The 24,066-nt window shown below is 37.0% G+C and carries 17 protein-coding genes and 1 other annotated feature; of the genes, 16 read left to right on the top strand and 1 reads right to left on the bottom strand.

The features are described from left to right. Positions 1-67 precede the first annotated feature (67 nt). Entirely contained in the window at positions 68-5,056 is a 4,989-nt protein-coding gene (locus tag acsn021_RS18665; protein ID WP_184091633.1) for an SDR family NAD(P)-dependent oxidoreductase, read from the top strand. Between the two features lie 167 nt (positions 5,057-5,223). Here acsn021_RS18665 and cobD read toward each other — a convergent pair whose 3' ends face one another. Then, entirely contained in the window at positions 5,224-6,327 is a 1,104-nt protein-coding gene (gene cobD, locus acsn021_RS18660; RefSeq protein WP_184091634.1) for a threonine-phosphate decarboxylase CobD, read from the bottom strand. A 212-nt stretch (positions 6,328-6,539) separates the two neighbouring features. Between cobD and acsn021_RS18655 the strand changes: the two genes are divergently transcribed. The 15 genes from acsn021_RS18655 to spoVAD all read left to right on the top strand — a co-directional run bounded on the left by acsn021_RS18655 (position 6,540) and on the right by spoVAD (position 24,034). Continuing rightward, positions 6,540-10,091: a DUF5717 family protein gene (locus acsn021_RS18655; protein ID WP_184091635.1), complete on the top strand. Its 3,552-nt coding sequence runs from the start codon at positions 6,540-6,542 to the stop codon at positions 10,089-10,091. Between the two features lie 177 nt (positions 10,092-10,268). Next, positions 10,269-11,555, top strand: a complete 1,287-nt coding sequence (locus tag acsn021_RS18650) for a DUF5716 family protein (protein WP_184091636.1) — start codon at positions 10,269-10,271, stop codon at positions 11,553-11,555. Positions 11,556-11,691: 136 nt separating this feature from the next. Then, positions 11,692-12,570 carry a hypothetical protein gene (locus acsn021_RS18645; protein WP_184091638.1) on the top strand — a complete coding sequence of 293 codons (879 nt, stop codon included), beginning with the start codon at positions 11,692-11,694 and terminating at the stop codon, positions 12,568-12,570. A 35-nt stretch (positions 12,571-12,605) separates the two neighbouring features. After that, complete coding sequence (locus tag acsn021_RS18640; RefSeq protein WP_184091640.1) at positions 12,606-13,850, top strand: hypothetical protein; 1,245 nt, start codon at positions 12,606-12,608, stop codon at positions 13,848-13,850. A gap of 160 nt (positions 13,851-14,010) precedes the next feature. Further along, positions 14,011-14,251, top strand: a binding site (T-box leader). Positions 14,252-14,378: 127 nt separating this feature from the next. Beyond that, complete coding sequence (locus acsn021_RS18635; RefSeq protein WP_184091642.1) at positions 14,379-17,039, top strand: valine--tRNA ligase; 2,661 nt, start codon at positions 14,379-14,381, stop codon at positions 17,037-17,039. Between the two features lie 285 nt (positions 17,040-17,324). Then, positions 17,325-17,465, top strand: coding sequence for a hypothetical protein (locus acsn021_RS18630; RefSeq protein ID WP_184091645.1), 141 nt, complete (start codon positions 17,325-17,327; stop codon positions 17,463-17,465). A gap of 49 nt (positions 17,466-17,514) precedes the next feature. Next, positions 17,515-18,891, top strand: coding sequence for a tetratricopeptide repeat protein (locus acsn021_RS18625; RefSeq protein WP_184091647.1), 1,377 nt, complete (start codon positions 17,515-17,517; stop codon positions 18,889-18,891). Between the two features lie 324 nt (positions 18,892-19,215). Next, positions 19,216-19,614 carry an STAS domain-containing protein gene (locus acsn021_RS18620; protein WP_184091649.1) on the top strand — a complete coding sequence of 133 codons (399 nt, stop codon included), beginning with the start codon at positions 19,216-19,218 and terminating at the stop codon, positions 19,612-19,614. A 60-nt stretch (positions 19,615-19,674) separates the two neighbouring features. Then, positions 19,675-20,097, top strand: a complete 423-nt coding sequence (gene spoIIAB, locus acsn021_RS18615) for an anti-sigma F factor (RefSeq protein WP_184091651.1) — start codon at positions 19,675-19,677, stop codon at positions 20,095-20,097. A gap of 63 nt (positions 20,098-20,160) precedes the next feature. After that, positions 20,161-20,874, top strand: coding sequence for an RNA polymerase sporulation sigma factor SigF (sigF, locus tag acsn021_RS18610; protein ID WP_184091653.1), 714 nt, complete (start codon positions 20,161-20,163; stop codon positions 20,872-20,874). Between the two features lie 206 nt (positions 20,875-21,080). Next, entirely contained in the window at positions 21,081-21,230 is a 150-nt protein-coding gene (locus tag acsn021_RS18605) for a hypothetical protein (RefSeq protein WP_184091655.1), read from the top strand. Further along, entirely contained in the window at positions 21,230-21,859 is a 630-nt protein-coding gene (locus acsn021_RS18600) for a stage V sporulation protein AA (RefSeq protein ID WP_184091657.1), read from the top strand. The genes acsn021_RS18605 and acsn021_RS18600 overlap by 1 nt, the downstream gene beginning before the upstream one ends. After that, positions 21,846-22,268, top strand: coding sequence for a stage V sporulation protein AB (locus tag acsn021_RS18595; protein WP_184091659.1), 423 nt, complete (start codon positions 21,846-21,848; stop codon positions 22,266-22,268). The genes acsn021_RS18600 and acsn021_RS18595 overlap by 14 nt, the downstream gene beginning before the upstream one ends. Before the next feature lie 50 nt (positions 22,269-22,318). After that, a complete protein-coding gene (locus tag acsn021_RS18590; protein ID WP_184091661.1) occupies positions 22,319-22,831 on the top strand; it encodes a SpoVA/SpoVAEb family sporulation membrane protein in 513 nt (170 codons plus the stop codon). 144 nt (positions 22,832-22,975) lie between these two features. Continuing rightward, a complete protein-coding gene (gene spoVAD, locus acsn021_RS18585; RefSeq protein ID WP_408626164.1) occupies positions 22,976-24,034 on the top strand; it encodes a stage V sporulation protein AD in 1,059 nt (352 codons plus the stop codon). Positions 24,035-24,066: the final 32 nt, after the last annotated feature.

Raw genomic sequence — 24,066 nt, 5'->3', positions numbered from 1 at the left:
ATCATATAACAACATAGTAAATGATTATATAAATAGCTAATATAAAATATTGACCGGAGGGACTTTTGTGAAAGATTATTACAAATATATCCTGGAGAATGTGTCAAATGGAAAAATTGAAAAACAGGTGGCCATTGATATACTCACAATGCTGAAGACTATAGAGCAGGAAAAAAAATTGGATTACGGAAAAAGGTCAAAGGAAGATATAGCTGTTATTGGTATGGCAGTAAAACTTCCAAAGGCAGACTCCACTGAAGAGTTTTGGTACAACATTAAGAATGGAATAGATTGTATTTCTGATTTTCCTGCCAGCCGGAGAGGTGACACCGATAAAGCAGTAAAAGCTATGTATAGCAGAGAGGGAAATGTACTATATAATATTGGAGGTTATCTTAATGAAATCGATAAGTTTGATTGTTCTTTTTTTAAGCTATCTCCTAAGGAAGCCAGCTTGATGGATCCTAGCCAGAGGCTTCTGCTTCAAACTACTGTAAATGCTATTGAAAATGCAGGGTATGGAGGTACTAAAATTACAGGAACGAAGACAGGAGTGTATGTCGGATATAGTTCGGACTTTGGTGAAAGTTACAAAGGCTATGCAGAATGGTCAGAGAATACCTTTACAGGCTTTACACTCACCGGAAACATTGAATCAATTCTGGCAGGAAGGATTTCTTATACTTTAGATTTAAAAGGACCCAGTATCGTTGTAGATACAGCGTGTTCTTCTTCACTTGTTGCAGTGCATCTGGCTTGCCAGGGTTTACGTACAGGTGACTGTGATATGGCAGTTGCCGGAGGAGTAAATATAAATTTGCTTCCATTGAAAACTAATAGCAGCCAAAGAATTGGAATAGAATCCTCTACCAGTAGGGCAAGGACTTTCGATGATTCGTCCGATGGAACAGGATTTGGAGAAGGAGTGGCTGTTGTATTTTTAAAGCCATTAAATAAAGCTATTGACGATGGAGATATTATACACGCTGTTATAAAAGGAACTGCAGTCAATCAAGATGGAAGTTCAAGTGGCATTACCGCCCCAAACTCTGCAGCTCAAGAGGAAGTAATCCTGAAAGCATGGAAGGATGCCAACATTAACCCCGAAACCATTACGTATATAGAAGCTCATGGTACTGGCACCAGGTTGGGAGATCCGATTGAGGTGGAGGGTATCCGGAGGGCATTTGGACAGCATATAAAAAAGAAGCAGTTCTGTGGAATAGGTTCTGTTAAAACAAATATCGGACACCTTGATAACGCTGCAGGTATAGCTGGTCTAATCAAAGTGATTATGGCTCTGAAAAACAAGCAACTGCCTCCTACTCTTAATTTCTCCCGACCAAATAGTCATATTGATTTTGAAAATTCTCCTGTGTATATTTGTAACAGGCTTAGGAGATGGGAGACAGCAGGAATTCCCAGAAGGTGCGGAGTAAACTCCTTTGGACTGAGTGGTACAAACTGTCATGTTGTAGTTGAGGAATCCCCTTCCCTGCATGAGAAAGGTTCTGGGGAGGGAAATAAGGATATGCCGTATGTTCTGGCTATTTCTGCATTGAGTGAAGAAGCTCTGAAAACACTTGTTACTCGGTATCGGCATTATATTAAAAACTATATAACTGTTGATGGAAACTTTTTAAAAAACATGTGTTTTACTGCAAGTACAGGAAGAGACCATCATACTTTCAGACTTGCGTTGATCATCAGAGACTGCAAGGAATTGGCAGACAAGCTTGACAAGATGATAGCGTCGGATATACGCAGCTATGAAAGAGAAGGAATATACTATGGACGGCACAGGATTACTGCAGATCCAGGTTCAGCACAAACAAGTGGAGAGATTTCTATGGATGGAATCAGACAAATGAGTGAGCAGGCAAATCGAAAGATAAAGGAGTTTGTTGATTCGGGGCAATGCAAAGATGACGAACTGTCTCGGCTTTGTGAATTGTATATTCAAGGTGCTGCTGTCCAATGGGAGATTCTTTTTAAAGGCATAGATTGTAAACGGACTGAGTTGCCAGAATATCCCTTTGAAAGGAAGCGATGCTGGCTGAAAGGGCCAGATGAATTTGAGAGTGCAAACACTACCGGAGAGGTTGACATGTTTCATACAATTCTCTGGAAGAAGGTTAGCGAGGAAAGGTTTTCTGTACATTCTAATCAAGGAGGTGTACTTGTTTTATGCAACGGTAGCGATATGGGGCGGGAAATAACAGCCGGAATAAGAGAGGCCGGAAGAGAGGTAATTCTTGCTGAATTTGGAGATACTTTCAGCAAAATTAGTGATGACAGATACATAGTTGGTAAATCCATGCACGACTATACCCGACTCATTGCTGAAGTCAGCGGACGGCAACTTTCGAAGGTATTATATATTACTATATCTATGGATACCATGGAACCTGAAACCATTCGTGAATTACATGAAATCCAACAAAGAGGAGTATTTAGCTTTTTGAACCTGATAAGAGCACTTCTCCAAAGTGAGAATAAACAAAAGGTAGATTTTTTATTGGTTTCACAAAATGTAAATCAAGTTACCGGTAGTGAGGAAAATCTCAGTCCATGGCAAGCACCACTTTTTGGATTGGGCAGGGTAATTCCAAAAGAATACAGAAAATTTGCCATAAGGTGTCTGGATATTGACAGCAAAACAACAGTTGAGGACATAATTGCGGAGTTGGATCGAACTGCTAAAGATTATATAATTGCATATCGTGATGGGAATAAGTATGTAGAGACGCTGGAGAATGTGGTACTTTCCCGGGAAGCCACAGATAAGGTTGTGATTAAAAGAAATGGAGTATACATAATAACAGGTGGCACTGGTGGCATTGGACTTGAGATAGGACAATATTTAGCAGAAAAGGAAAATGTAAAACTTGCATTGATTAGCCGAAGTCAATTTCCAGTTAAGAATGAATGGAAAATGGAAGAGGAAAAGGGAGGGAAGCGAGCAAAGCAAATAAAGAAGATACGTGAAATCGAAGAGACAGGATCGGTGGTGGAGCTTTGTGAGGCGGATGTGTCGAATTGGGATGATATGAAAAAATGTGTTAATTTCTTAAGGGAAAAATACGGTAGAATTAATGGAATTATCCATTGTGCTGGTGTAGCTGGAGACGGGTTTATCTTTAAGAAAGATGAAACTGTTTTTAAAGACGTATTAAACCCTAAAGTGTTTGGGACATGGATTCTTGATAAACTTACCGAAGATGATGAACCGGACTTTTTTGTAATGTTTTCATCTATGGAATCTTTGATAGGAAGGGCAGGACAGGGAGATTATACTTCTGCAAATTCTTTTCTTGATGCATATGCAGCATACAGAAACAATCAGGGTAAGAGGACTTTCGTAATTAACTGGCCTGCTTGGAAAGACACAGGAATGGCATATGACTATGGTGTGATAAGTGGCATTGAATTTTTAAAACCAATGGATATATCTGAGGCAATAAATGCATTTGACAGGGTATTACACAGCGGAATACAGAGAGTTATTCCGGGTGAATTAAATATTCGTGTTTTGAGAGAGTCATCCACAGGTACAAACATTAATATTCCTGATATTGTTAATGACTATATAGTAAGAAAAAATAGTGGAGAACGAGTTCCTTCTGAGAGATGCAGTATTGATAGGAGAAGTAATTATACAGCAGTTAAAATAAATGGCCGGGAAAGCGGTTCCTATACAGAAACTGAGAAACGGTTGGCAGATGTATGGGGAGGTATGTTGGATATTGAGGAAATTAACGTAAATGATAGATTTAATGAGATTGGGGGAAATTCCATTATTGCTGTAGGAATGGAAGTAGAGTTAGAAAAAATGGGCATATTGGCAGATGCTTCAGATATTGATAAATATCCAACCTTAGCAGAGTTTGCAGCATTCCTTGACAGTAAGTCATGTGGCGAAGGTATAAGTAAAAATAAAGCGGAGACCTCTCCCGAGGCTTTCTCATTAGTACATACATTGGATTGCAATTCTGAAAAGCCTTCACTTGAGGCCACTGTAAGTAATGAGGTGATACTAGAGGGTATCGAGCCTTTTAATGATGTATATTATAAAAGCTGCTTTTACAATTCTCTTTTTCCTGTAGTCAAATACTTTAGGAAGGATGTATTGGCGTTTTTGACGAATCAAATCATAGCCTATGATTATAGTGATAATAGTAAGATTCCCTTAAGTGTCAGTTACCATTCAATAAAAGATAATTCAATTATTTTAAATGAAATTGGAATAATTGCCCATGCAAAAAATACCAGCCAAGATATTATTTATGATATAACCAGTTCAATTACCGAAGGAAAGCCGGTAATCCTTTGGGTGGATTCTTATTATGAGCCAATCAGAAATGATACTTTTCATAAGAAACATTTGGCACATAGTTGGCTGATTTATGGTTTTAATGAAACGAAAAGAGAATGTTATATTATTGAACACAGGCATAGTGACTCTCTTGCTTATGAAAAATGTGTACTAGGGTATGATGATGTCATAAACTCCTATGAAGGTTTTATTAATAATTTTCAAAATGATATGACTAGAATTCCAAGTTATTCTAATTACTCATTATATTCTGACGAAGAAATCAACGGAAATAAAAATAGTCAACTTAATCATTTACATGTCTTCGGAGAAAACTATTTAAAGTATAAAGACATAGTGTTAAAGGGTTTGGAAAACATTAAGTTGTTTCAGGAGATTTATACTACGATAGTAGAAGATGAGAAAGTTCTTTCTGAGAACGTGGTTCCATTAATTAATTGCCTTAATGAAGTAATTAACATTAAAAAAGTTGAATCCTACAGGGCTAGAATGATTTTCAGACCAAAAACGGATTATGCGCAGATTGTGGATGAGATAACAGAGTACTGGGACTTGATAAGGAAAAAACTGGCTAGATACATGTATTCATCAGTATATAAACCGGAAGAGCTTATTTTAACAGGCAAAGTTATAAATACTATCTACATAATGGAACACAGGCATCATAAGATGCTGTCAGGTGATTTCATAATAAAAAGAAATGATTCGTATATATTTTAATGATGTAAGTACTAGGAAATACTCCAAAAGATATGCCTAGCTAAACACAATCAATAGGATAAGTGCATGCTATCTTTTGGAGTATTATTTAATAAATGGGAGAATATTATTCAGAAACTCATTATGAAACTTATATTCATAATGAGTTATTTAAGTTAAAAACAGTATCATAATTCTCTTATAAATTCAAACAATAGCTCCAATAGTTCTGTATTTTTCTCAGGAGACATAAAACAGAACCTAAAATACGTATCATCCAGTCCAGGAAAAGTCGAACAGTCCCTTATCATGAGTCCTTTTCTGATGGCAGCATCAAAAAGGTTTGCAGCAGTGATGCCCTCCTTTAAAATCTTAACCAGTACAAAATTAGCAGCAGGCGGGTACACTTTTACATTGGAGCAATCGGATAATTGTTTGCAAATACGGTTTCGCTCTGTTCTCATTAATTCCTTGGTAGCCATAATGTATTCTGTATCAGAGAACATAATTTCACCGGCGATTGCTGCCAAAGTATTAATCGTCCATGGATTTTTTCTGGCATTAACAGCATGGATTAAATTCTCATCACTGCACACAGCGTATCCTAAACGCAGGCCTGGAGCGGCAAAGAATTTAGAGATGCCTCGCAGTACTACTACGTTTTTGTGCTTTTCTATAAGAGGGATTGCAGTAATCATCTCCATGTCTTCCGCAAATTCTACATATGTCTCATCTACCATGCATAAGATTCCCTTTGTTTCGCAGATAGTAAATATCTTGTCTAAATCTTGTGAAGAGATATAGGAGGAGGTAGGGTTATTTGGATTACAAATTACTAAAAGGTCAAACTCTTCTGTCAATTCTTTTAGAAACGCTTTTGTATCCAACTGAAAGAGAGAAGACTCTGTAAGAGCATAATAGGAGCAGCTTCCGCCTGCCAGTGAGATTTCTCTTTCATATTCAGAGTAGGTTGGGCTTATAATCATTGCTTTCTTAGGTGCAGTTAACTGTACTAGGATGGATATAAGTTCTGTGGAACCATTCCCTACTAGAACATGTTTTTTATCTGCTTTTATATAATTTGCAATACTGCTCCTAAGACTAGTATATTCTCTGTCAGGATAACCTGTAATAGCATCTATTTGTTCTGTTAGAGAGGTTCTAAGCTTAGGAGAGATGCCAAGAGGATTTACGTTAGCTGAAAAGCTGGTAATATCCTCTTTTTTGATTCCATAAACAGCTTCTATCTTTTCTAAATCACTTCCGTGAAAGTGTTCCTTAGGTGTTATCATTACTGTATTCCTTCCTGTTATTTAATGTAGAGGTATATCAAAAGATACTGTTATTTTAGGCTATTAGACTCAGGTTTATGAACGAAACCTTTTGCATATTTGACTGCCTCTTTCTATTGCGTATATATGTCGATTAGTGTTATAATCATTATAATTTATTTCATAAAAAATGCAATCATAGAATGAACAAAACAAGGCTTGGGGTGAAACAATTGAAAGAAAAAGTAGAGCGTTTGGCAAAGTGTGTTTTTGAATATGAAAAGCCGGATATTTTATTGTCGGAAGAAGAAATAGTAATATCAGTGGATGCTGGAAGGACTTATTCTGGCAATTTTACAATTAAGAATACACGGAATACATCGTTTAAAGGCATCCTTTATTCTTCGCATCCTTTGTTTTATCTTAAGCAGGACAGTTTCATAGGGGCAGAAAACCAGATAACCTATGAAGTTCTTGGAGACTATGAAAAGCCCGGAGAAATTATAAAGGGTCATATTTGTATTGTAAGCGAATGTGGAGAGCTACAGCTGCCCTTTACCATTACCATAGAAGCTCCGTACCTTAATTCATCTTTAGGTAAAGTCAAAGATTTATATAATTTTACCAACCTTGCCAAGTCGGACTGGGCAGAAGCCATTAAGCTTTTAAAAACCAGAGAATTTAGTCAGGTAGTTACATATCATGATGCAAAATATCAACTGTTACACCAGGGACTGATAAGAAGCAGGTCAGCGAGCCAGGCTTTGGAGGAATTTTTGGTCACCATACGTAAAAAGCTTCATGTGAATTTCATCGTAGATAAAAATGTCCTGAATTATAACATCGGAAGTGATAATATCATGGATAAGGTAACATTGATGAAGGATAATTGGGGATATGCAGAAATCCGAGTTACGACAGATGTCCCTTTTATTACCTTGGATCATAAGATTATCTGGTCTGATTATTTTGTAGGGAATACCTATCCTTTGGAATTTGTTTTAAATCCTGCGTATATGCGCCCGGGAATTAATTATGGCAGGATTTATCTAACAACGGTACATGATACTATGATTGTAGAAATTACTTGCAAATGTAAAAAAGGGAAAAAGGAAAAAAGTGAGGATTATAAAAAATACCGGGAGTATGCTTATCTAGTAATAGACAATTATTTAAACTTCCGTCTGAATAAGTTATCCCTAGAGGAATATGTAACACAGACAGCTCCTGTCTTACAGGATTTAATGACAGTTGGGGATAAGGATTTTTATCATCTTATCTATGTACACCTGCTAATTGTTTCAGGTAAGGAGACAGAGGCTGGTAACCAGCTTGAGGATTTACAGGCAAAGGCAGACGTATGGAAGTTTACGGCGTCAATAAAGTATTGTGGTTATCTATATTTAAAAGCCATGCATACCAAGGAGGATAGTGCCATAGAAGAAGCTCTTCAGGCTACCAGGGAAAGCTATGAGCAGACTTCTGACTGGAGGCTTCTTTGGCTTCTGTTCTATATAGATAAACGGTACGATCATAACAAGGCATTGAAGCTTGCTGAAATAAAGCAGCAATTTGAACGGGGTTGTAAGAGTCCCATTCTTTATTACGAAGCAATAACAGCAATCAGTGAAGAACCGGTACTTCTACATGAATTAAGTGCTTTTGAAATTCAGATTTTAAATTGGGGTACAAAAAACAATTGTATCACAGAAGAAACAGCAATTCTGTTTACATATATGGCAGGCCGAAGAAAGAAGTATCATGATTTAATATATAACTGCTTGATAAGACTGTACAAGGACTATCAGATGAAAGACTTGTTGTCTGCCATCTGCAGTCTCTTAATTAAGGGGCATAAGAGAAATATTCGGTATTTTAAATGGTTCCGTCTTGGTGTGGAAGAACAACTTAGAATTACCGAACTTTATGAGTATTATATGTACACGTTGGATGAAACTGGGGAGGTGGAACTACCTCAGCCAATACTTTTATATTTTATCTATAACAGTAATTTAAGTGACAGGAAAAAAGCATTTTTATATGCCTATATCATCAAGAATAAAGAAAAGCTGCCAGCAATCTATCACAATTATTACATGCGGATGGAACAGTTTGCTTACAGGCTTTTAAAAGAACACGTTATCAATCCTAATCTTGCCTTGTTGTATGAAGAAATTATAACGAGACAAGGTATGACAGCTGAGGTTGCATTAGAGCTTCCCTATGTTTTGTTTAGATATGAGATAGGTTGCAACAATCCCTTAATAAAAGGGGTTTGTGTTGTGCATAAGGAAATAGAAGAAGAGGTATATATTCCATTGATCAATGGTTGTGCGCAGGTTGATATCTATACCGGAAGTGCTGAGATACTACTAATAGATACTATGGATAATCGTTATTCAACTACGGTAGACTATACATTAAACAAGCTTATGCCGTGGGACTATTACAGTGAGAGCTGTTTTGTACACGGTGCTGTACATCCTATGCTGCTGCTAAATCTTTCGGAAAGAGCAGGAGTCTATCAAAAATTTGATGACCAGTCTGTAGAAATCCGTAAATTGCTTTTACAGGTGAAAGGATTAACGGGTGCATACTACAGTAAGATTTTATTCGATTTGATTGCGTATTATTATGATAATTTCCAAGGTGAACAAGTAGAGACCTATCTTCAAAAAATTGATTTAAAAGAGCTTAAAAAGGATGACAGAAACAAACTGCTTGAAATATTGATTATTAGGGATAATTACGAAACTGCTAAGAAGGCAGCCTGGGAGTTTGGATATGATGGAGTTGCCTCCAAACGACTGATAAAACTATGTTCATACTTATTGCAGGAGACGCAGGATGAAGAAGAGGAGAAGCGTCTTGCCAAACTGGCTTTCTATATTTTTAAGGAAGGCAAATATAATGAGGAAATTTTACTGTATCTGGTTGAGCACTATAATGGTACAACAGAAGATATGTACAGCCTTTGGGAAGCCGCCAACGGTTTTGAACTAGATACAGCTTTACTGGAAGAACGGCTGTTAGGTCAAATTCTTTTTGCGGAAAGTTATCTGGAAAAAGGTATAGACGTATTTCTTAGATATTATAGAAGAGGAACCAATCATAAGTTAATACGTGGTTTTTTATCTTATTACGCTTATAAATATGTGATTATGGACAGAGCATTGAAGCTTGAGTTATTCGAGATTATGAAGAAAGAATTGGTATATGAAGATAATGATGTATGTATGCTGGCCTTGTTAAAGAAATTTTCAACACAAGAACAGTTTACAAATAATGATATGGAATTCATAGACTATAATCTGCATCAGTTTGTTGAAAAAGGGATTGTACTGCCATTCTTTAAAAGATTTCAGGATGTGCTTAGTTTAAGCCCGGGGATTAATGATCGGTTTTACATCGAATATATAAGCAATCCTGCCAATAAAGTCACCATACATTACAGTTTGCAGGATAAAAAAGGAACGGGTGAATGTATAGCAGAAGAAATGATGAATGTTTATCTTGGAATACATGTTAAGGAATTTATCTTGTTTTGTGATGAAAGTATACAGTATTATATTTCAGAAGAGGACAGTGAAGGGCAGATAGTTAATACAGAAAGTGTTACTGTACGGTTAGGACAGGATATGAAGCTTGAGGAAGACACAAGATATAATCAATTGAATTTTATGCTTACAGCCTTAGAGATGCAGGATGATAAAACTTTATCAGAATGTATAAACAATTATTATATGCAGCAGAGCGTAATTAAGGATCTGTTTAAACCGCTGTAGCAGAATAAATAATTGCAAAATGCATTATATAGAGCAGGAAGAAGGCAGAACCACCCAAATAATGGGGAGTTACAACTGCACCAGAACCCATTTTTGGTGACTCTGCCTGATTCCACCAATAAAAGAGTTGTTTGCGATTGTTTTAACAGATGAAATTGATGGGAGGAGGTATAGGAGATGGGAGAAACAAAGAATCTGTTGGTGGGCTTTGACCTGTGCAATGATTTTTCTCAAATAAGCTGTTTTAGTTATAAAACTTATGAACCGGAATCCATCTGTCCGACTTCCGATAAGAACAAATATATTATACCAACTGTATTAGGTGTGAAAGCAGGGAGCAAGGAATGGGTCTATGGTGAGGAAGCTTTGGTATTGTCTGAAGGAAACACCGGTGTTGTTATAAGGGATTTGGTAAAACGGGCAGAAAAAGGGGAAGAAACAGAAATTTACGGTGTACAATTTACGCCCCTCCTGCTTTTAGAAAAATTCTTTCGTAAAAGCCTGCAGCTGTTAAAAGTCTATTATCCTGGAAATAGTATACTAAAGCTTGTGGTGACACTAAGGGATTTAAATGAGAACTTGAGAGAAACGATTTATGCAGCGCTTGAGAATTTGGGTATCGGAAAAGACCGGGCGTTTATACAAAATCATGCCCAAAGCTATCAATACTACGCCTTAAGTCAGCCAAAAGAACTATGGATTAATGATGTGGTTTTATTTGAATATGATGAAGAAGGGCTTATATATCAGCAGATAACAATAAACCGAAAGGTAAAACCCTATGTGGTTGCTATTCAGAAAAAAGATATGTCAGAGATTATGAAGCTTGAGATGCTAGAAGAATTCGAAGATATGGATAAGCTTGCCTTTCTGTTCGCTGGCATTGCCAAAAAGGCACTTCATAAACAAATTGTTTCTACAATCTATGTTACAGGAAAAGGATTCGACAGCAATTGGGCAGATTCGGTATTAAAGGAGCTGTGTGTTGGGCGCAGGGTATTTAAAGGTCAAAATTTATTTACCAAAGGTGCCTGCTATGCAGCAAAAGAATTATCAGGAGAGCGTAAGCTTGAAGAATTCTTAATTTTAGATGGGGACATGATAACCGGAAGCTTTTATATTCAGGGCTATTATGATGCTAAAACCGCAGAAGCCGTTTTGGCAAGGGCAGCAACTCCATGGTATGAAATAGACGAAAAGCTTGATTTATTATTAGATGATACGAACCAGATTACGCTGTATTACAAAGATTTATTAAAACACGGAATAACGGAATACAGTTTATTCCTGGATGGTCTGCCTAACCGACCGAATAAAACGACCAGAGTTGAGGTACGTTTAAAATTTTTTGCAAAAACTGTTGCCGTCTTAACGGTTAAAGATAAGGGGTTTGGAAACTTCTTTCCTTCAACTAACCGAATATGGGAAAAAGAGATTAATCTCTCTGAGGAAGATCTTACGTGAGAAGGGAAATATGTTTTGCTAAGGTATATGGATAGGAGTTTAGGTTGAAGAGAAAAGCATTTCAACCGGCAAAAAGCACTGAGGGTGTTTTTCGCTCAGTATTTGTATGCCGCTAAAGCGGCAGAGGGAGGCTGTAATGGGAAAATTAATTATATGTAACGGAAAACAAGCTGAGAAACCATTTTATTTTAAATTAACCAACACATATATTTATTCTCTGGAAGAATTATGTTATTTTATTTACCATAATGTCGATACAATTACAGAAGAACTTTATCAGACCTCCTTTCTTCACTGGATAGAACATGAAATCTGTCTGCCGGATTTAAGTAAAAGGGTAGAAGAATTAATTAAGCCAATGAATGAGCAGGGAGCATGGGAAAAGACAGCGAATCCAAACCCTACGAATCTGAAAGATATTATTGTGACAATACTATGCAGCTCTGATTACTATGAAGAACAAGAAATTAAGCAACTGCTACTTCTTATGGAACAGGCTGAACAGTTGACTCCTTTTGAGAAACTTAAGAAAAAAGCAGATAACTGCTTAAAATATAGACAGTATACCCAGGCAGCTAAGGAATATGAAAGAATTTTAAACAGTAAAGAGGTTCTTAACTTAAGAAAGGATGAATATGGAGATTTAAAGCATAATCTTGCTTTGGCCAGACTTCACATGACTGGACCTGTAGAGGCGTTAAGATTCTTTAAAGAAGCTTACGATAATAATCAAAATAAGGAATCATTAAGGCAGTATTTTTTTACTTTGTTACTAAGTAAGCAAGAAGAAGTATTAAAAGCAGAGGCAGAGAAGTATGGTATAACGGAGGAGGAGCGTAAATCCTTTGAAGCAGAATTAGAGGAAGGCTTTAAGCGTGCAAAGACTTCAACTGATTATGATGCCCTACAAGATTTAAAAGAATGTAAGGACACTGGAAGAATTACAAAGTTTTATCAGGCAGCAGAGGAAATTACCTTGAACTTTAAGCAGGAGTTCAGACTGGAAAATTCCTGATAGCTTCTATGTATATATTTAGAGAGGAATCATATATGGGATTGCTAAAAAGACTATTTACCGGAACAACCAGACAAAAATATAGTGCAATGCCTTTTGGAGGAGAAGAAACGGTTGCGGGGGAGCAGTTCTCTATGGAAGAGAATCCCGTGGCAGAGAATTCTAAGGTGAAGGATGATTTGGTAAAAGGAGAGCGTGTACCGAGCAGAGGTGCTGTGGACAAGCAGGCGAGTACTGTCATGGAGCATTGCGAGCAAATCATTGAGAGCACGAACCGATTAGAGGAGTTAAAGTTTGAATACCAAGCGGTAACCTCTTATTTGACGGATATGCAGAAGGTAGAGTTAATACAAAAGAGTGATAGGGAATTTATCAATGACTTAGCGAGAAAAATAGTAACCATTACCAGAGAACGTTCCAGATATCAAAGTGAAAATAAAAATATATCTGAAAGTCAGTTTAAATATCTGGCAAAATTCGAAGATGATTTACCGGGCGAAATGCGGCGGTTAAAGGACAATGAGGCGTACGCAAATTCCATCAAAAATGATATGCAGTACTTAGAGGGGGAAAAGGGAGCACTATTTTTTAGGCAAGAAGAAACTGAGAAAAAGCAAGCATATTTAAAAGGAATTGGAACAACCACAAGCGCCATGGTAATTATTTTATTTGTAATTTTTGCTGTAGTAGGCAATCATTTTAAGGCAAATTTAGAAGTTCCCTTTATCCTGACAATTATGATGGCACTTGTATCTGCTGCCTATATATTTATCAAGGCGAGAGAGAATCAAAAAGATAAGAAAGTGACGGATTTAAAATTAAATCGAGCCATTCAGCTATTGAATAAAGTGAAGATAAAGTATATTAATAACACCAATGCTCTTGATTATGCCTATCAAAAGTATATGATAAACAGTTATGCGGAACTTGCCTATCTATGGGAACAGTATGAAAAGGTAAAAGAGGAAGAAAGAAAATTTAACAATAGTACCGGACAACTTGAATTCTACAACAGGGAATTGGTAAAAGAACTGAAAAATCATAGTTTAACAGACCCTAATATATGGGTGCATCAGGTGGTAGCTCTGTTAGACAACAAGGAGATGGTAGAAGTACGCCATCGTCTAAATATCAGAAGACAAAAGTTAAGAGATCAGATTGATTATAACAATGAAATCAAGGAAAAGAGCATTGAAGAAGTTAACAAATTCTTAAACCAAAAACCGGAACAAAAAGAGGGAATTGTAAAACAACTGGAAAGCTATGGCATATACCTATAAGTAGGTCAATTAACTTCTCTATAATGAACTGGATTCTATATAGAATGGTTAAAATTTATAAAAAAACGCTTGACAGATAATCCTACATTATTTATCATTAGTAAGTATATAATAATTGATGTATTATAATAGAATTGACAGGATGTATAAACACATACAGATAAATGTAATGAGGAAGAGGAGTAAGTAAGGTTACTTAGCAGAGAAGATGTCCCGAGGCTGAAAGGATATCTTAAGGAAACTTATTGAAGGTAGCTTCTGAACAGTATTTCCGAACAAAAGTAAGAAATACCGGGGTGTCCCGTTACAGGCACAAGACCGGGTCATAATATATCGGTTTGTAGGTGGTCTATGACAGTAGGCCATAAATAAAGGTGGTACCACGGTTCTTCGTCCTTTGACGAGGAACTTTTTTTGTGTTTTAGGGAAGTTTCTAATCATAAAAACCTTCAGGGATTTGCAAAGCAGCACCTAGTATTTACATGTACAGATGATGTTATTAATTTAAGGATGATAAAGGAGAAAGCTATGGAAAAAGAATTGGCAAAGAACTATGCCCCCCAGGACATAGAAGAAAGATTATATGCGAAATGGCTGAATAAAAAGTATTTTCAGGCAAAAGTGGATAAAAGTAAAAAACCTTTTACCATTGTGATTCCACCACCAAATATTACAGGACAATTACACATGGGTCACGCACTAGATAATACTATGCAGGATATTATTATTCGTTTTAAAAGGATGCAGGGATATAATGCGCTGTGGCAGCCGGGTACGGACCATGCCAGTATTGCAACAGAGGTTAAGATTATTGAAAAGTTAAAATCAGAAGGCATTGATAAAGAGGAGCTTGGAAGAGAAGGATTTTTAAAGCGTGCCTGGGAATGGAAGGATGAATACGGCGGCAGAATTATTGAGCAGCTTAAAAAATTAGGCTCCTCCTGCGATTGGGACAGAGAACGTTTTACCATGGATGAAGGATGTTCTAAGGCTGTTACGGAAGTATTTACACGACTTTATGAAAAAGGCTATATCTACAAGGGCTCTAGAATTATTAACTGGTGTCCGGTATGCCAGACCAGTATTTCTGATGCCGAAGTAGAGCATGAAGAGCAGTCCGGTCATTTTTGGCATATTAAATATCCGGTGGTTGGAACCGGAGAATTCCTTGAAGTAGCTACTACCAGACCTGAAACTTTATTAGGAGACAGCGCTGTAGCTGTTCATCCGGAAGACGACCGATATAGTCACCTGATAGGAAAAAAAGTTATGCTGCCGTTGGTTAATAAAGAAATTCCCATTATAGCAGATGCTTATGTAGACCGGGAATTCGGCACGGGTGTAGTAAAAATTACACCTGCCCATGACCCGAATGACTTTGAGGTAGGAAAAAGACATAACCTGCCTGAAATTAATGTAATGAATGATGATGCTACCATTAATCAGAATGGGGGAAAATATGCAGGTCTTGACCGCTATGAAGCCAGAAAACAGATGGTAGCGGAACTAAAGGAGTTAGGACTATTAGTTAAAGTTGAAGACCATGTTCACAACGTAGGAACGCATGACAGGTGTAACACTACCGTTGAACCGTTAATTAAACAGCAGTGGTTTGTAAAAATGGATGAGCTCATCAAGCCTGCTGTAGAAGCGGTAAAATCAGGTGAAGTAGAGTTTGTACCGGAACGCTTTGATAAAATCTATTTTAACTGGACAGACAATATTAGAGACTGGTGTATCTCAAGACAACTTTGGTGGGGGCATAGAATTCCTGCTTACTACTGTAATTCATGCGGTGAGGTAACAGTAGCGAAAGAAACTCCGTCTACCTGTCCGAAATGCGGTCATAACCATTTAACTCAGGATGAAGACACATTAGATACTTGGTTTAGCTCTGCACTCTGGCCGTTCTCAACCTTAGGCTGGCCGGAAGAAACCGAAGATTATAAATATTTTTATCCTACAAACGTATTGGTAACGGGATATGATATAATCTTCTTCTGGGTTGTTAGAATGGTATTTTCCGGTTTTGAATATACAGGAAAAGCACCTTTTGATAAAGTATTAATCCATGGTCTGGTAAGAGATTCTCAAGGTCGTAAGATGAGTAAATCTTTAGGTAACGGCATAGATCCGCTTGAAATTATCGATAAATATGGTGCGGATGCCCTAAGACTTACCTTGATAACAGGTAATGCACCAGGCAATGATATGCGTTTTTATTGGGAGCGAGTGGAAGCTAGCAGAAACTTTGCCAACAAGGTATGGAATGCTTCCCGCTTTATTATGATGAATTTAGAAAAGGCCGATGGACTTAACAGTGAACCGGATGCTTTAACAGATGCAGATAAATGGATTCTTTCTAAGGCAAACTCCTTAGTAAAAGAAGTCACAGATAACATGGAGAACTTTGAACTTGGAATTGCTGTTCAGAAAATTTATGATTTTGTTTGGGAAGAATTCTGTGACTGGTATATTGAGATGGTAAAACCACGACTTTATAGTGATACAGATACCACAAAGAACAGTGCAATCTGGACTTTAAAGAAAGTATTAACAACTTCTTTAAAGCTGCTTCACCCATATATGCCCTTCATCACTGAAGAAATCTATTGTACGCTTTTAGAGATGGATGGAAGGAATTCCGAAGATGAATCCATTATGATTTCAAATTGGCCTGAATTTGAAGAAAGCTATGAGTTTAGCAAGCAGGAAGAAGCTGTAGAAACCATTAAAACAGCAGTTAAGGGAATCCGTAATGTACGTACGGATATGAACGTTCCTCCTAGCAGAAAAGCTACTGTAATTGTAGTGTCAGAAAGTGCTTCCATAAGAGAAATATTTGAAAATAGCAAAGTATTCTTTGCAACTTTAGGCTATGCCGCAGAAGTAAAAATACAGGAAGATAAGACCGGAATACCGGAAGATGCTGTAACAGCTCTTATTCCAGGAGCCGCCATCTACATGCCATTTGCTGATTTAGTTGATGTAGAGAAAGAAATTGAGCGACTGGAAAAAGAAAAAGTAAGACTTACAGGAGAGTTAAACCGTGTGAAAGGTATGCTAAGCAATGAAAAATTTGTAAGTAAAGCTCCTGAAGCTAAATTAGCGGAAGAAAAGGAGAAATTAGAAAAGTATACCATGATGATGGCTCAAGTTGAAGAACGTTTAAGCCAATTAAAAAAATAACCTGAGGAAACCGATTCTGAAAAATTACAGCCTGGAAGCAGTCTGTAAAAGTTATAAAAGCCATAATTATTGGATATAACGGGTGGTCGTGTCGAAGGGAATCGAACTGTTTTTATTGCATTAAAACCTCGTAATACTATAATGGAAGTAGGATGTATCCTGCTTCCATTATTTTGATGGAAATTGTACCTAAAACTACAATAATTACTTGATTTTTATAACCGAACTGGTTATTATGTATATATTAATGGAAACCTGTATATATGTTAAAGATAGGAGTCAGATATGATAAACTTTGATGAAGAAGTAGCTAAATTTGTGCCGAGCCTTGAAGTAGAGCAGGCAGAAGATGTAATTAACAACAATGATTTATCTGATATAACGGATATTATTAAAACCATGATGAAGGATTTAAAAGATAAATAAAAGTAGTTAGGTGGAGATGAATATGATTTGTCCGGTATGTGGAGGTGTTGTGGCAACGAAAAGAAATCGTTGTGAACGATGCGGTGAGGATTTAACAATATATAAGAAAATGTTTCTCTTATCCAATAAGTATTATAATGAAGGACTGGAAAAAGCAAAAGTCAGAGATTTATCCGGTGCTATTTTGGTCCTCAAAAAAAGTCTTGAATATAATAAAAGTAATATAAATGCCAGAAATCTATTAGGATTAGTTTATTACGAAATGGGAGAAACAGTCTCCGCTCTGAGTGAATGGGTTATCAGTAAACATTTCAAACCCACGGAAAACGACGCAGATGATTATGTCAATGCAGTACAATCTAATCCTACGAAATTGGATACACTGAATCAGACAATAAAAAAATATAATGCAGCTTTAGTATCTGCAAAACAGGGTAATGAGGATCTTGCAATTATTCAACTTAAAAAAGTAACCAGTCTGAATCCCCATTTTGTTAAAGCATGGCAGTTGTTAGCACTTTTATACATGAAAACCGGTGAAAATGAAAAAGCAGTAAAATGCCTGTTAAAAGCCAGCAAAATAGATGTTTCTAATACAACCACCCTGCGATATCTGGGTGAGCTTGGCCATCACAGTATATCCGGCAGAGAAGAAAGTAAAAGCAGTAAAGAGGTGGTAAGGCCTACTGCTACAGAGCCTGCTTTATTTCAGCATTCCAGCTATAAAGAAGAAAAACCAAATGTATGGTTATTTATAAATCTTATTATTGGTGTAGCATTTGGTATATTGGGGGCAGTCTTTCTAGTGGTTCCTACGGTAAAAAGTACTTACCAAGGCGAACTAAAACAGAAAGAGATTGAATATAATGAGGGCATCAATAAGTATATACAAACCAATGATTCCCTTGAAAAAGAGAAGACAGAGTTAGAAAGTCAGATTACTGCCTTACAGGCAAAAGTAGAGGAGTATGAAGGGATAGAGTATGATGACACTATTTATGACGGCTTAATGAATACAGCCGAGCTATATATTAAAGAATTAGAAAAAGGGAACGTCACGGATATTGACTATGTGGCTGTTGCAGATGCCTTGACCGGAGTAAAAGAAGATAAATTGGAGAAACAACCGGCGAAGGAGTTATATGCCTCTTTGAAGGAATCTGTGAGCTTGAAGGCATCTGATATTTTATACAATCAGGGGCATAGTTCCTATTCTTCAAGAAAATATGATAAAGCGCTGGAGCAGCTTTTAAAAGCATATGAATACAACACAGATAATGTGGATGCTGCTTATTTTCTTGGCAGAACCTATCACCAGCAGAACGACATTGAGAATGCGAAGAAATATTATACTATTGTGAAAGAGAACTTTCCTGATTCCAACAGGGCAAGTGAAGCGTCAGACCGTCTGGCAGCCTTGGAATAACAGAATACTATAATTACAAAAGATAAAAGGTTTTGGAAAAAGACATATCTAATGAGTTTCATTAGGATGTCTTTTTTCTTATTCCGAATACAAGAGGGAATTATATTTAATTACGGGAAATTGTCAATAAAAGTGTCATGAAGGTATATGAAATGGTCTGGACGTATTTGGGAATATGTGTTAAAATAATCAGTGCAGTAAAAAAATGTAAATTCAATAATGGAATTTAGCAAGTAAAAGTATTAGAAGGGTAGGGCTGTTAGGGCAAAGGTATGTTGGTAAAAGTATTGTGGCTTTAAAGTCCCTGTAAGGTAGGATGTGAATATGGACAAACAGGAAAAGAAAAAGAATACAACAATAAGCCAGGTTCGGGAAGGGGTGAAAGCAGATTTTGATATTATAAACCATTGTCTGATTATTAAATTATTTGAAGACTTGGATCATCACAATGCAATTCCAATACGAGAGCAATCGGACAAGCTTTTAAATACGCAGCCAATCAAAAATGTTATTTTTGATTTCTCGGGAAGTGAGTTTATGGATAGTTCCGGTATTGGTGTTATTATGGGAAGGTATAAAAAAATAATCTTCACAGGAGGGAAGGCTGCTGTAACCGGGGTGAACCAAAGCGTTGACAGGATTTTTCGGTTGTCCGGTTTATATAAAATTATTCGTAAATTTAATACGATAGAGGAAGCAGTCGAAGATTTAAACCAAAAGTAAAGAATAAGGGACGATAGGTCTAACAGGCCTTGGAGGGCGTTCTTAAGCAGGAGGATAAGTATGGATTATACCAACGAAATGTTACTTGAGATTGACAGTAAGTCAAGAAACGAAAGTTTTGCAAGAATGGTAGTAGCTGGTTTTGTTGCACAGCTTGACCCCACCATTGAAGAAATTGCTGATATTAAGACAGCAGTTTCAGAAGCTGTTACTAATGCGATTATCCATGGTTATGACAGTGGGGAAGGCAAAATAAAAGTGAATTGCAAGATATGCAATCATGAAGTATTTATTGAAATTCAAGATAGAGGCAAGGGAATCGATGACATTGAAAAAGCCATGGAACCCTTATACACCACTAGGCCGGAGATGGAGCGTTCCGGTATGGGATTTTCCTTTATGGAAGCTTTTATGGATGATTTGGAGGTGGAATCAAGGCCTGGAGAAGGAACCACCATAAAAATGAAAAAGGTCATTCATTAATAATATAAAAGCTTTTGTCAGGGAAAATAATCCGATGGAATTTATTACGAAGGGAGTGAAACAGTGGATACCTTAGAATTAATACGTTTGTCACAGCAGGGAGATAAGGAGGCAAGGGATAAGGTTATAACGGAAAATATCGGACTTGTATGGAGTATTGTTCGCAGATTTATGAGCCGGGGACATGAGCCGGAAGATTTATTCCAGATAGGGAGTATAGGCTTGATAAAGGCAATTGATAAATTTGACATGTCATATGATGTAAAATTCTCAACCTATGCAGTTCCCATGATAATGGGGGAAATTAAAAGGTTTTTAAGAGACGACGGAGTGATTAAGGTCAGCAGGTCAATGAAAGAAACCGCCGGAAAAATTCGTGTCACCCGAGAAAAACTCAGCACCTTATTCGGAAGAGAGCCGACTTTAGAGGAAATTAGTTCAGATTTAAATTTAGCAAAAGAAGAAGTAGTTATGGCTTTGGAATCAGGAGCGGAAGTGGAATCTTTATATAAGACCATCTATCAAGGTGATGGCAATGCAATCTATTTAATTGATAAATTAGAACAGACCAATGATGAAAGTGAAAATATGATTGACAAGCTTGCATTAAGGGAAACCATAGCATCCTTAGATGAAAAGGATCAAGAACTTATCAGGCTTCGATACTTTATGAATAGAACACAGACGGATATTGCAAAGGAACTTGGAATATCTCAGGTACAGGTGTCACGTCTGGAAAAGAAAATTTTGTTGAAAATGCGTGAAAAAATGATGTAAATATTCCCAGTATATTAATAAATAAGAAACAAATAATAATAGCAAATCCTTTATTATTTAGTAATCTATAGAAATAGAAATTATAAAAGCATCCTTATATGAAAATATATGGATGCTTTTATTTTATAGTAGGATAGATACTTTTTGTTTATTGAGAGTGATGTTAAGAAACACAACATAGTTAAGAAAAGAAGAAGGTGAAAAAAGTGGTTGTAAAACGTCGTTTATATTTAGTATTACTTTTCTTTGTAGTGGTGGTTGCTACTATAATGATAGCCTTTATTATACGGAAAGATACTGCAACTGAGTATAAAGGAACCTTGGTAGACGGATATTCTCAGGAGGCGGCTGTCTAATGAAAAAAGGATACTTATATATTAAAATCGATAAAAATAACTTGCTTCATAACAAGATTGTTTATATTAAGGATATAGCTAAACTGTACTGCACGGAGACAGATGTAGTCGATAAACTGTATCAGCAGGTTGTTTTAATCATTAAGGAAGATAAAAAATCCAACTATATTTTCTCTATATTAAAGTTAATTGAGATAATAAATAGAGCCTATCCCGATATTCCCATCGTAAACCTTGGTGAAATTGATTTTATTATACAGTACGACCCACCAAAAAAAGAGAATAAAATATGGGAAGTACTCAAGGTAGGCTTAGTTTCCTGTATGGTATTCTTTGGTGCTGCTTTTACAATTATGAGCTTTAATGAGGATGCCAATGTAAAAGATGTCTTTGACACGATATACCAACTGGTTCTAGGGGAGGATAAATTGGGCGGCTCGGTGATGGAGTTAGCCTACGCAGCTGGTCTGCCGCTAGGTATTATTTTATTTTTCAATCATTTCTCAAAAGCAAAGCTTGGAAATGATCCAACACCTATGCAGGTTCAGATGCGGGTCTATGAAGAGGATTTAGACAAAACCCTGATTGAGAACGCAGGCAGGGAGGGAAAAAGCCATGATGTTCGTTAGATATGGACTATTGGCCATTATTGGTTTTACCGGAGGTTTCGTTATAGCAGCAGGTTTGGTTGCTTTTATTACCGTTATAGGTGTTTTAACACGCCTGGCAATTCGTACGAATACAGCAAGCCGCATTATGATGTATGAAGATGTTGTAGTTTTGGGGGCAGGTATAGGTAATATAGTGATACTGTTTGAGTTGAATCTGCCCTTTGGAATTATAGGAATGATTATCTTTGGAGGGTTTGCCGGAAGCTTTGTGGGATGCCTGGCGGTAGCACTAGAAGAGGTAATACAAGTATTTCCTATCTTTGCGCAGAGAATAAAGCTAAAGTTTGGGATACCCTTCATAGTCTTCTGCCTTGCCCTTGGCAAAGGAGTAGGAGCACTGCTGCATTTGTACATGAAATACAAATAAAACTTGTAGTATTACCTATATTAATAGAAGGATAGAAAGGAGATAAGCAGATGCAAAATGATAAAAATAAAGTCACTGCCTCGGATGTAGTAAAGGAAAGAAATAAGGATACCAAAGAACAAATATACAATCAATATGTAAAGGACATGACACCTACCCATAACTGGTTTGCCAATTTATGCAAAGCGTTTTTTGTGGGAGGGATAATCTGCATAATCGGTCAGGGTTTTACTGATTTGTATAAATCAATGGGAGCAGGCGAAGAAATTGCAGGAGGTTATACCTCCCTGTCCTTAATTCTACTTTCAATTATTCTAACCGGTCTAAATATTTACCCTAAATTAGCTAAATTCGCAGGTGCGGGAACGGTCGTTCCTATTACCGGCTTTGCAAATTCTGTGGCAGCCCCGGCAATTGAGTTTAAAAAAGAAGGACAGGTATTTGGTATCGGATGTAAGATATTTACCATTGCTGGGCCTGTCATCCTGTATGGTATATTTTCCTCCTGGCTGTTAGGACTTATATATTACATCCTAATCAGACTGGGCGTAATTGGTGGATAAAGTAGTATTCTATCGGGATAATGCGGATAATTAGGAATCGTTGAGGGAAAATACGTGAAAGAAAGGAAATGCCACCTTTTATTCCTTCAGACTATTATTGGTGGCTATACGTATCCTATCGATTGGGATATGGGTGAGAACAACATGGGCAATCAAAAAGATATGACACAGAAAGCGGTTGGGAAGCAAAGCATATTATTCTCAAACCCTCCTTATATACTTTCAGGATCTTCTATTGCAGGTAAAAAGGAAGGGGAAGGACCTCTTGGAACGTTCTTTGATCAAATTGAGGAAGATCCAATGTTTGGAGGGACAAGCTGGGAAGATGCAGAAAGTCGTTTAATGAAACGAGCAGCAGACTTGGCAATAAAAAAAGCAAGTTTACAAAATACAGATATTCGTTATTTAATTGGAGGAGATTTATTAGGGCAATTAATTGCAACTTCATTTGGCATTATGGATTTGGATATCCCGCTATTTGGTGTGTATGGTGCCTGCTCTACCATGGGGGAATCCATGGCAATCGGTTCGGTTCTGGTAGACGGGGGTTTTGCAGATAAAGTATTAGCGCTGACCTCTAGTCATTTTGCGGGAGCTGAGAAACAGTTCCGATTTCCATTAGCCTATGGCAATCAAAGACCTCTTAGTGCAAGTTGGACTGTTACCGGCAGCGGAGCTGTAGTAATAGGAAATTCAAAGCCACAAGAGGCAGATAAAGATAATAAAGCCAGTATTCGGGTAAAAGGTATTACGGTCGGAAAAATTGTAGATTATGGTGTGAAAGATTCTATGAATATGGGGGCTTGTATGGCGCCGGCGGCTTATAAAACAATCTCTCAAAACCTGTCCGATTTAAAAGTGAAACCGGATTATTATGACAAGATAATAACGGGTGATTTAGGATATGTAGGAAAGGATATCTTAATTGATTTGTTAAAGCAGGATGGCTATCATATCAGTGGCAATCATATGGATTGTGGAATCGAGATATTTGATCAGGAAACCCAGGACACTCATGCAGGCGGAAGTGGCTGTGGCTGTAGTGCCATCACCCTAACCAGTTATATATTTCCTAAATTACAAAAAAGAGATTGGAAAAGAGTATTATTTGTACCTACAGGTGCTTTATTATCCACAGTAAGCTTTAATGAGGGAAATTCTGTACCGGGCATAGCCCATGGTGTAATATTAGAAGCAGAATAGTTAATACAGACGATTGCGAAACTTTATTTTAT

This window comes from Anaerocolumna cellulosilytica (genome assembly GCF_014218335.1).
Lineage (GTDB): Bacteria > Bacillota > Clostridia > Lachnospirales > Lachnospiraceae > Anaerocolumna > Anaerocolumna cellulosilytica.
The sequence above is the reverse complement of the archived record's forward strand: the minus strand, read 5'-3'. Positions and strand labels throughout refer to the sequence as shown.

Coding starts and splice junctions, on each gene's coding strand:
- acsn021_RS18650 (WP_184091636.1), top strand. CDS start 10,269: ATGGGAGAAACAAAGAATCTGTTGGTGGGCTTTGACCTGTGCAATGAT.
- acsn021_RS18635 (WP_184091642.1), top strand. CDS start 14,379: ATGGAAAAAGAATTGGCAAAGAACTATGCCCCCCAGGACATAGAAGAA.
- spoIIAB (WP_184091651.1), top strand. CDS start 19,675: ATGGATTATACCAACGAAATGTTACTTGAGATTGACAGTAAGTCAAGA.
- acsn021_RS18595 (WP_184091659.1), top strand. CDS start 21,846: ATGATGTTCGTTAGATATGGACTATTGGCCATTATTGGTTTTACCGGA.
- cobD (WP_184091634.1), bottom strand. CDS start 6,327: ATGATAACACCTAAGGAACACTTTCACGGAAGTGATTTAGAAAAGATA.
- acsn021_RS18600 (WP_184091657.1), top strand. CDS start 21,230: ATGAAAAAAGGATACTTATATATTAAAATCGATAAAAATAACTTGCTT.
- acsn021_RS18640 (WP_184091640.1), top strand. CDS start 12,606: ATGGGATTGCTAAAAAGACTATTTACCGGAACAACCAGACAAAAATAT.
- acsn021_RS18645 (WP_184091638.1), top strand. CDS start 11,692: ATGGGAAAATTAATTATATGTAACGGAAAACAAGCTGAGAAACCATTT.
- spoVAD (WP_408626164.1), top strand. CDS start 22,976: ATGGGCAATCAAAAAGATATGACACAGAAAGCGGTTGGGAAGCAAAGC.
- acsn021_RS18620 (WP_184091649.1), top strand. CDS start 19,216: ATGGACAAACAGGAAAAGAAAAAGAATACAACAATAAGCCAGGTTCGG.
- acsn021_RS18630 (WP_184091645.1), top strand. CDS start 17,325: ATGATAAACTTTGATGAAGAAGTAGCTAAATTTGTGCCGAGCCTTGAA.
- acsn021_RS18590 (WP_184091661.1), top strand. CDS start 22,319: ATGCAAAATGATAAAAATAAAGTCACTGCCTCGGATGTAGTAAAGGAA.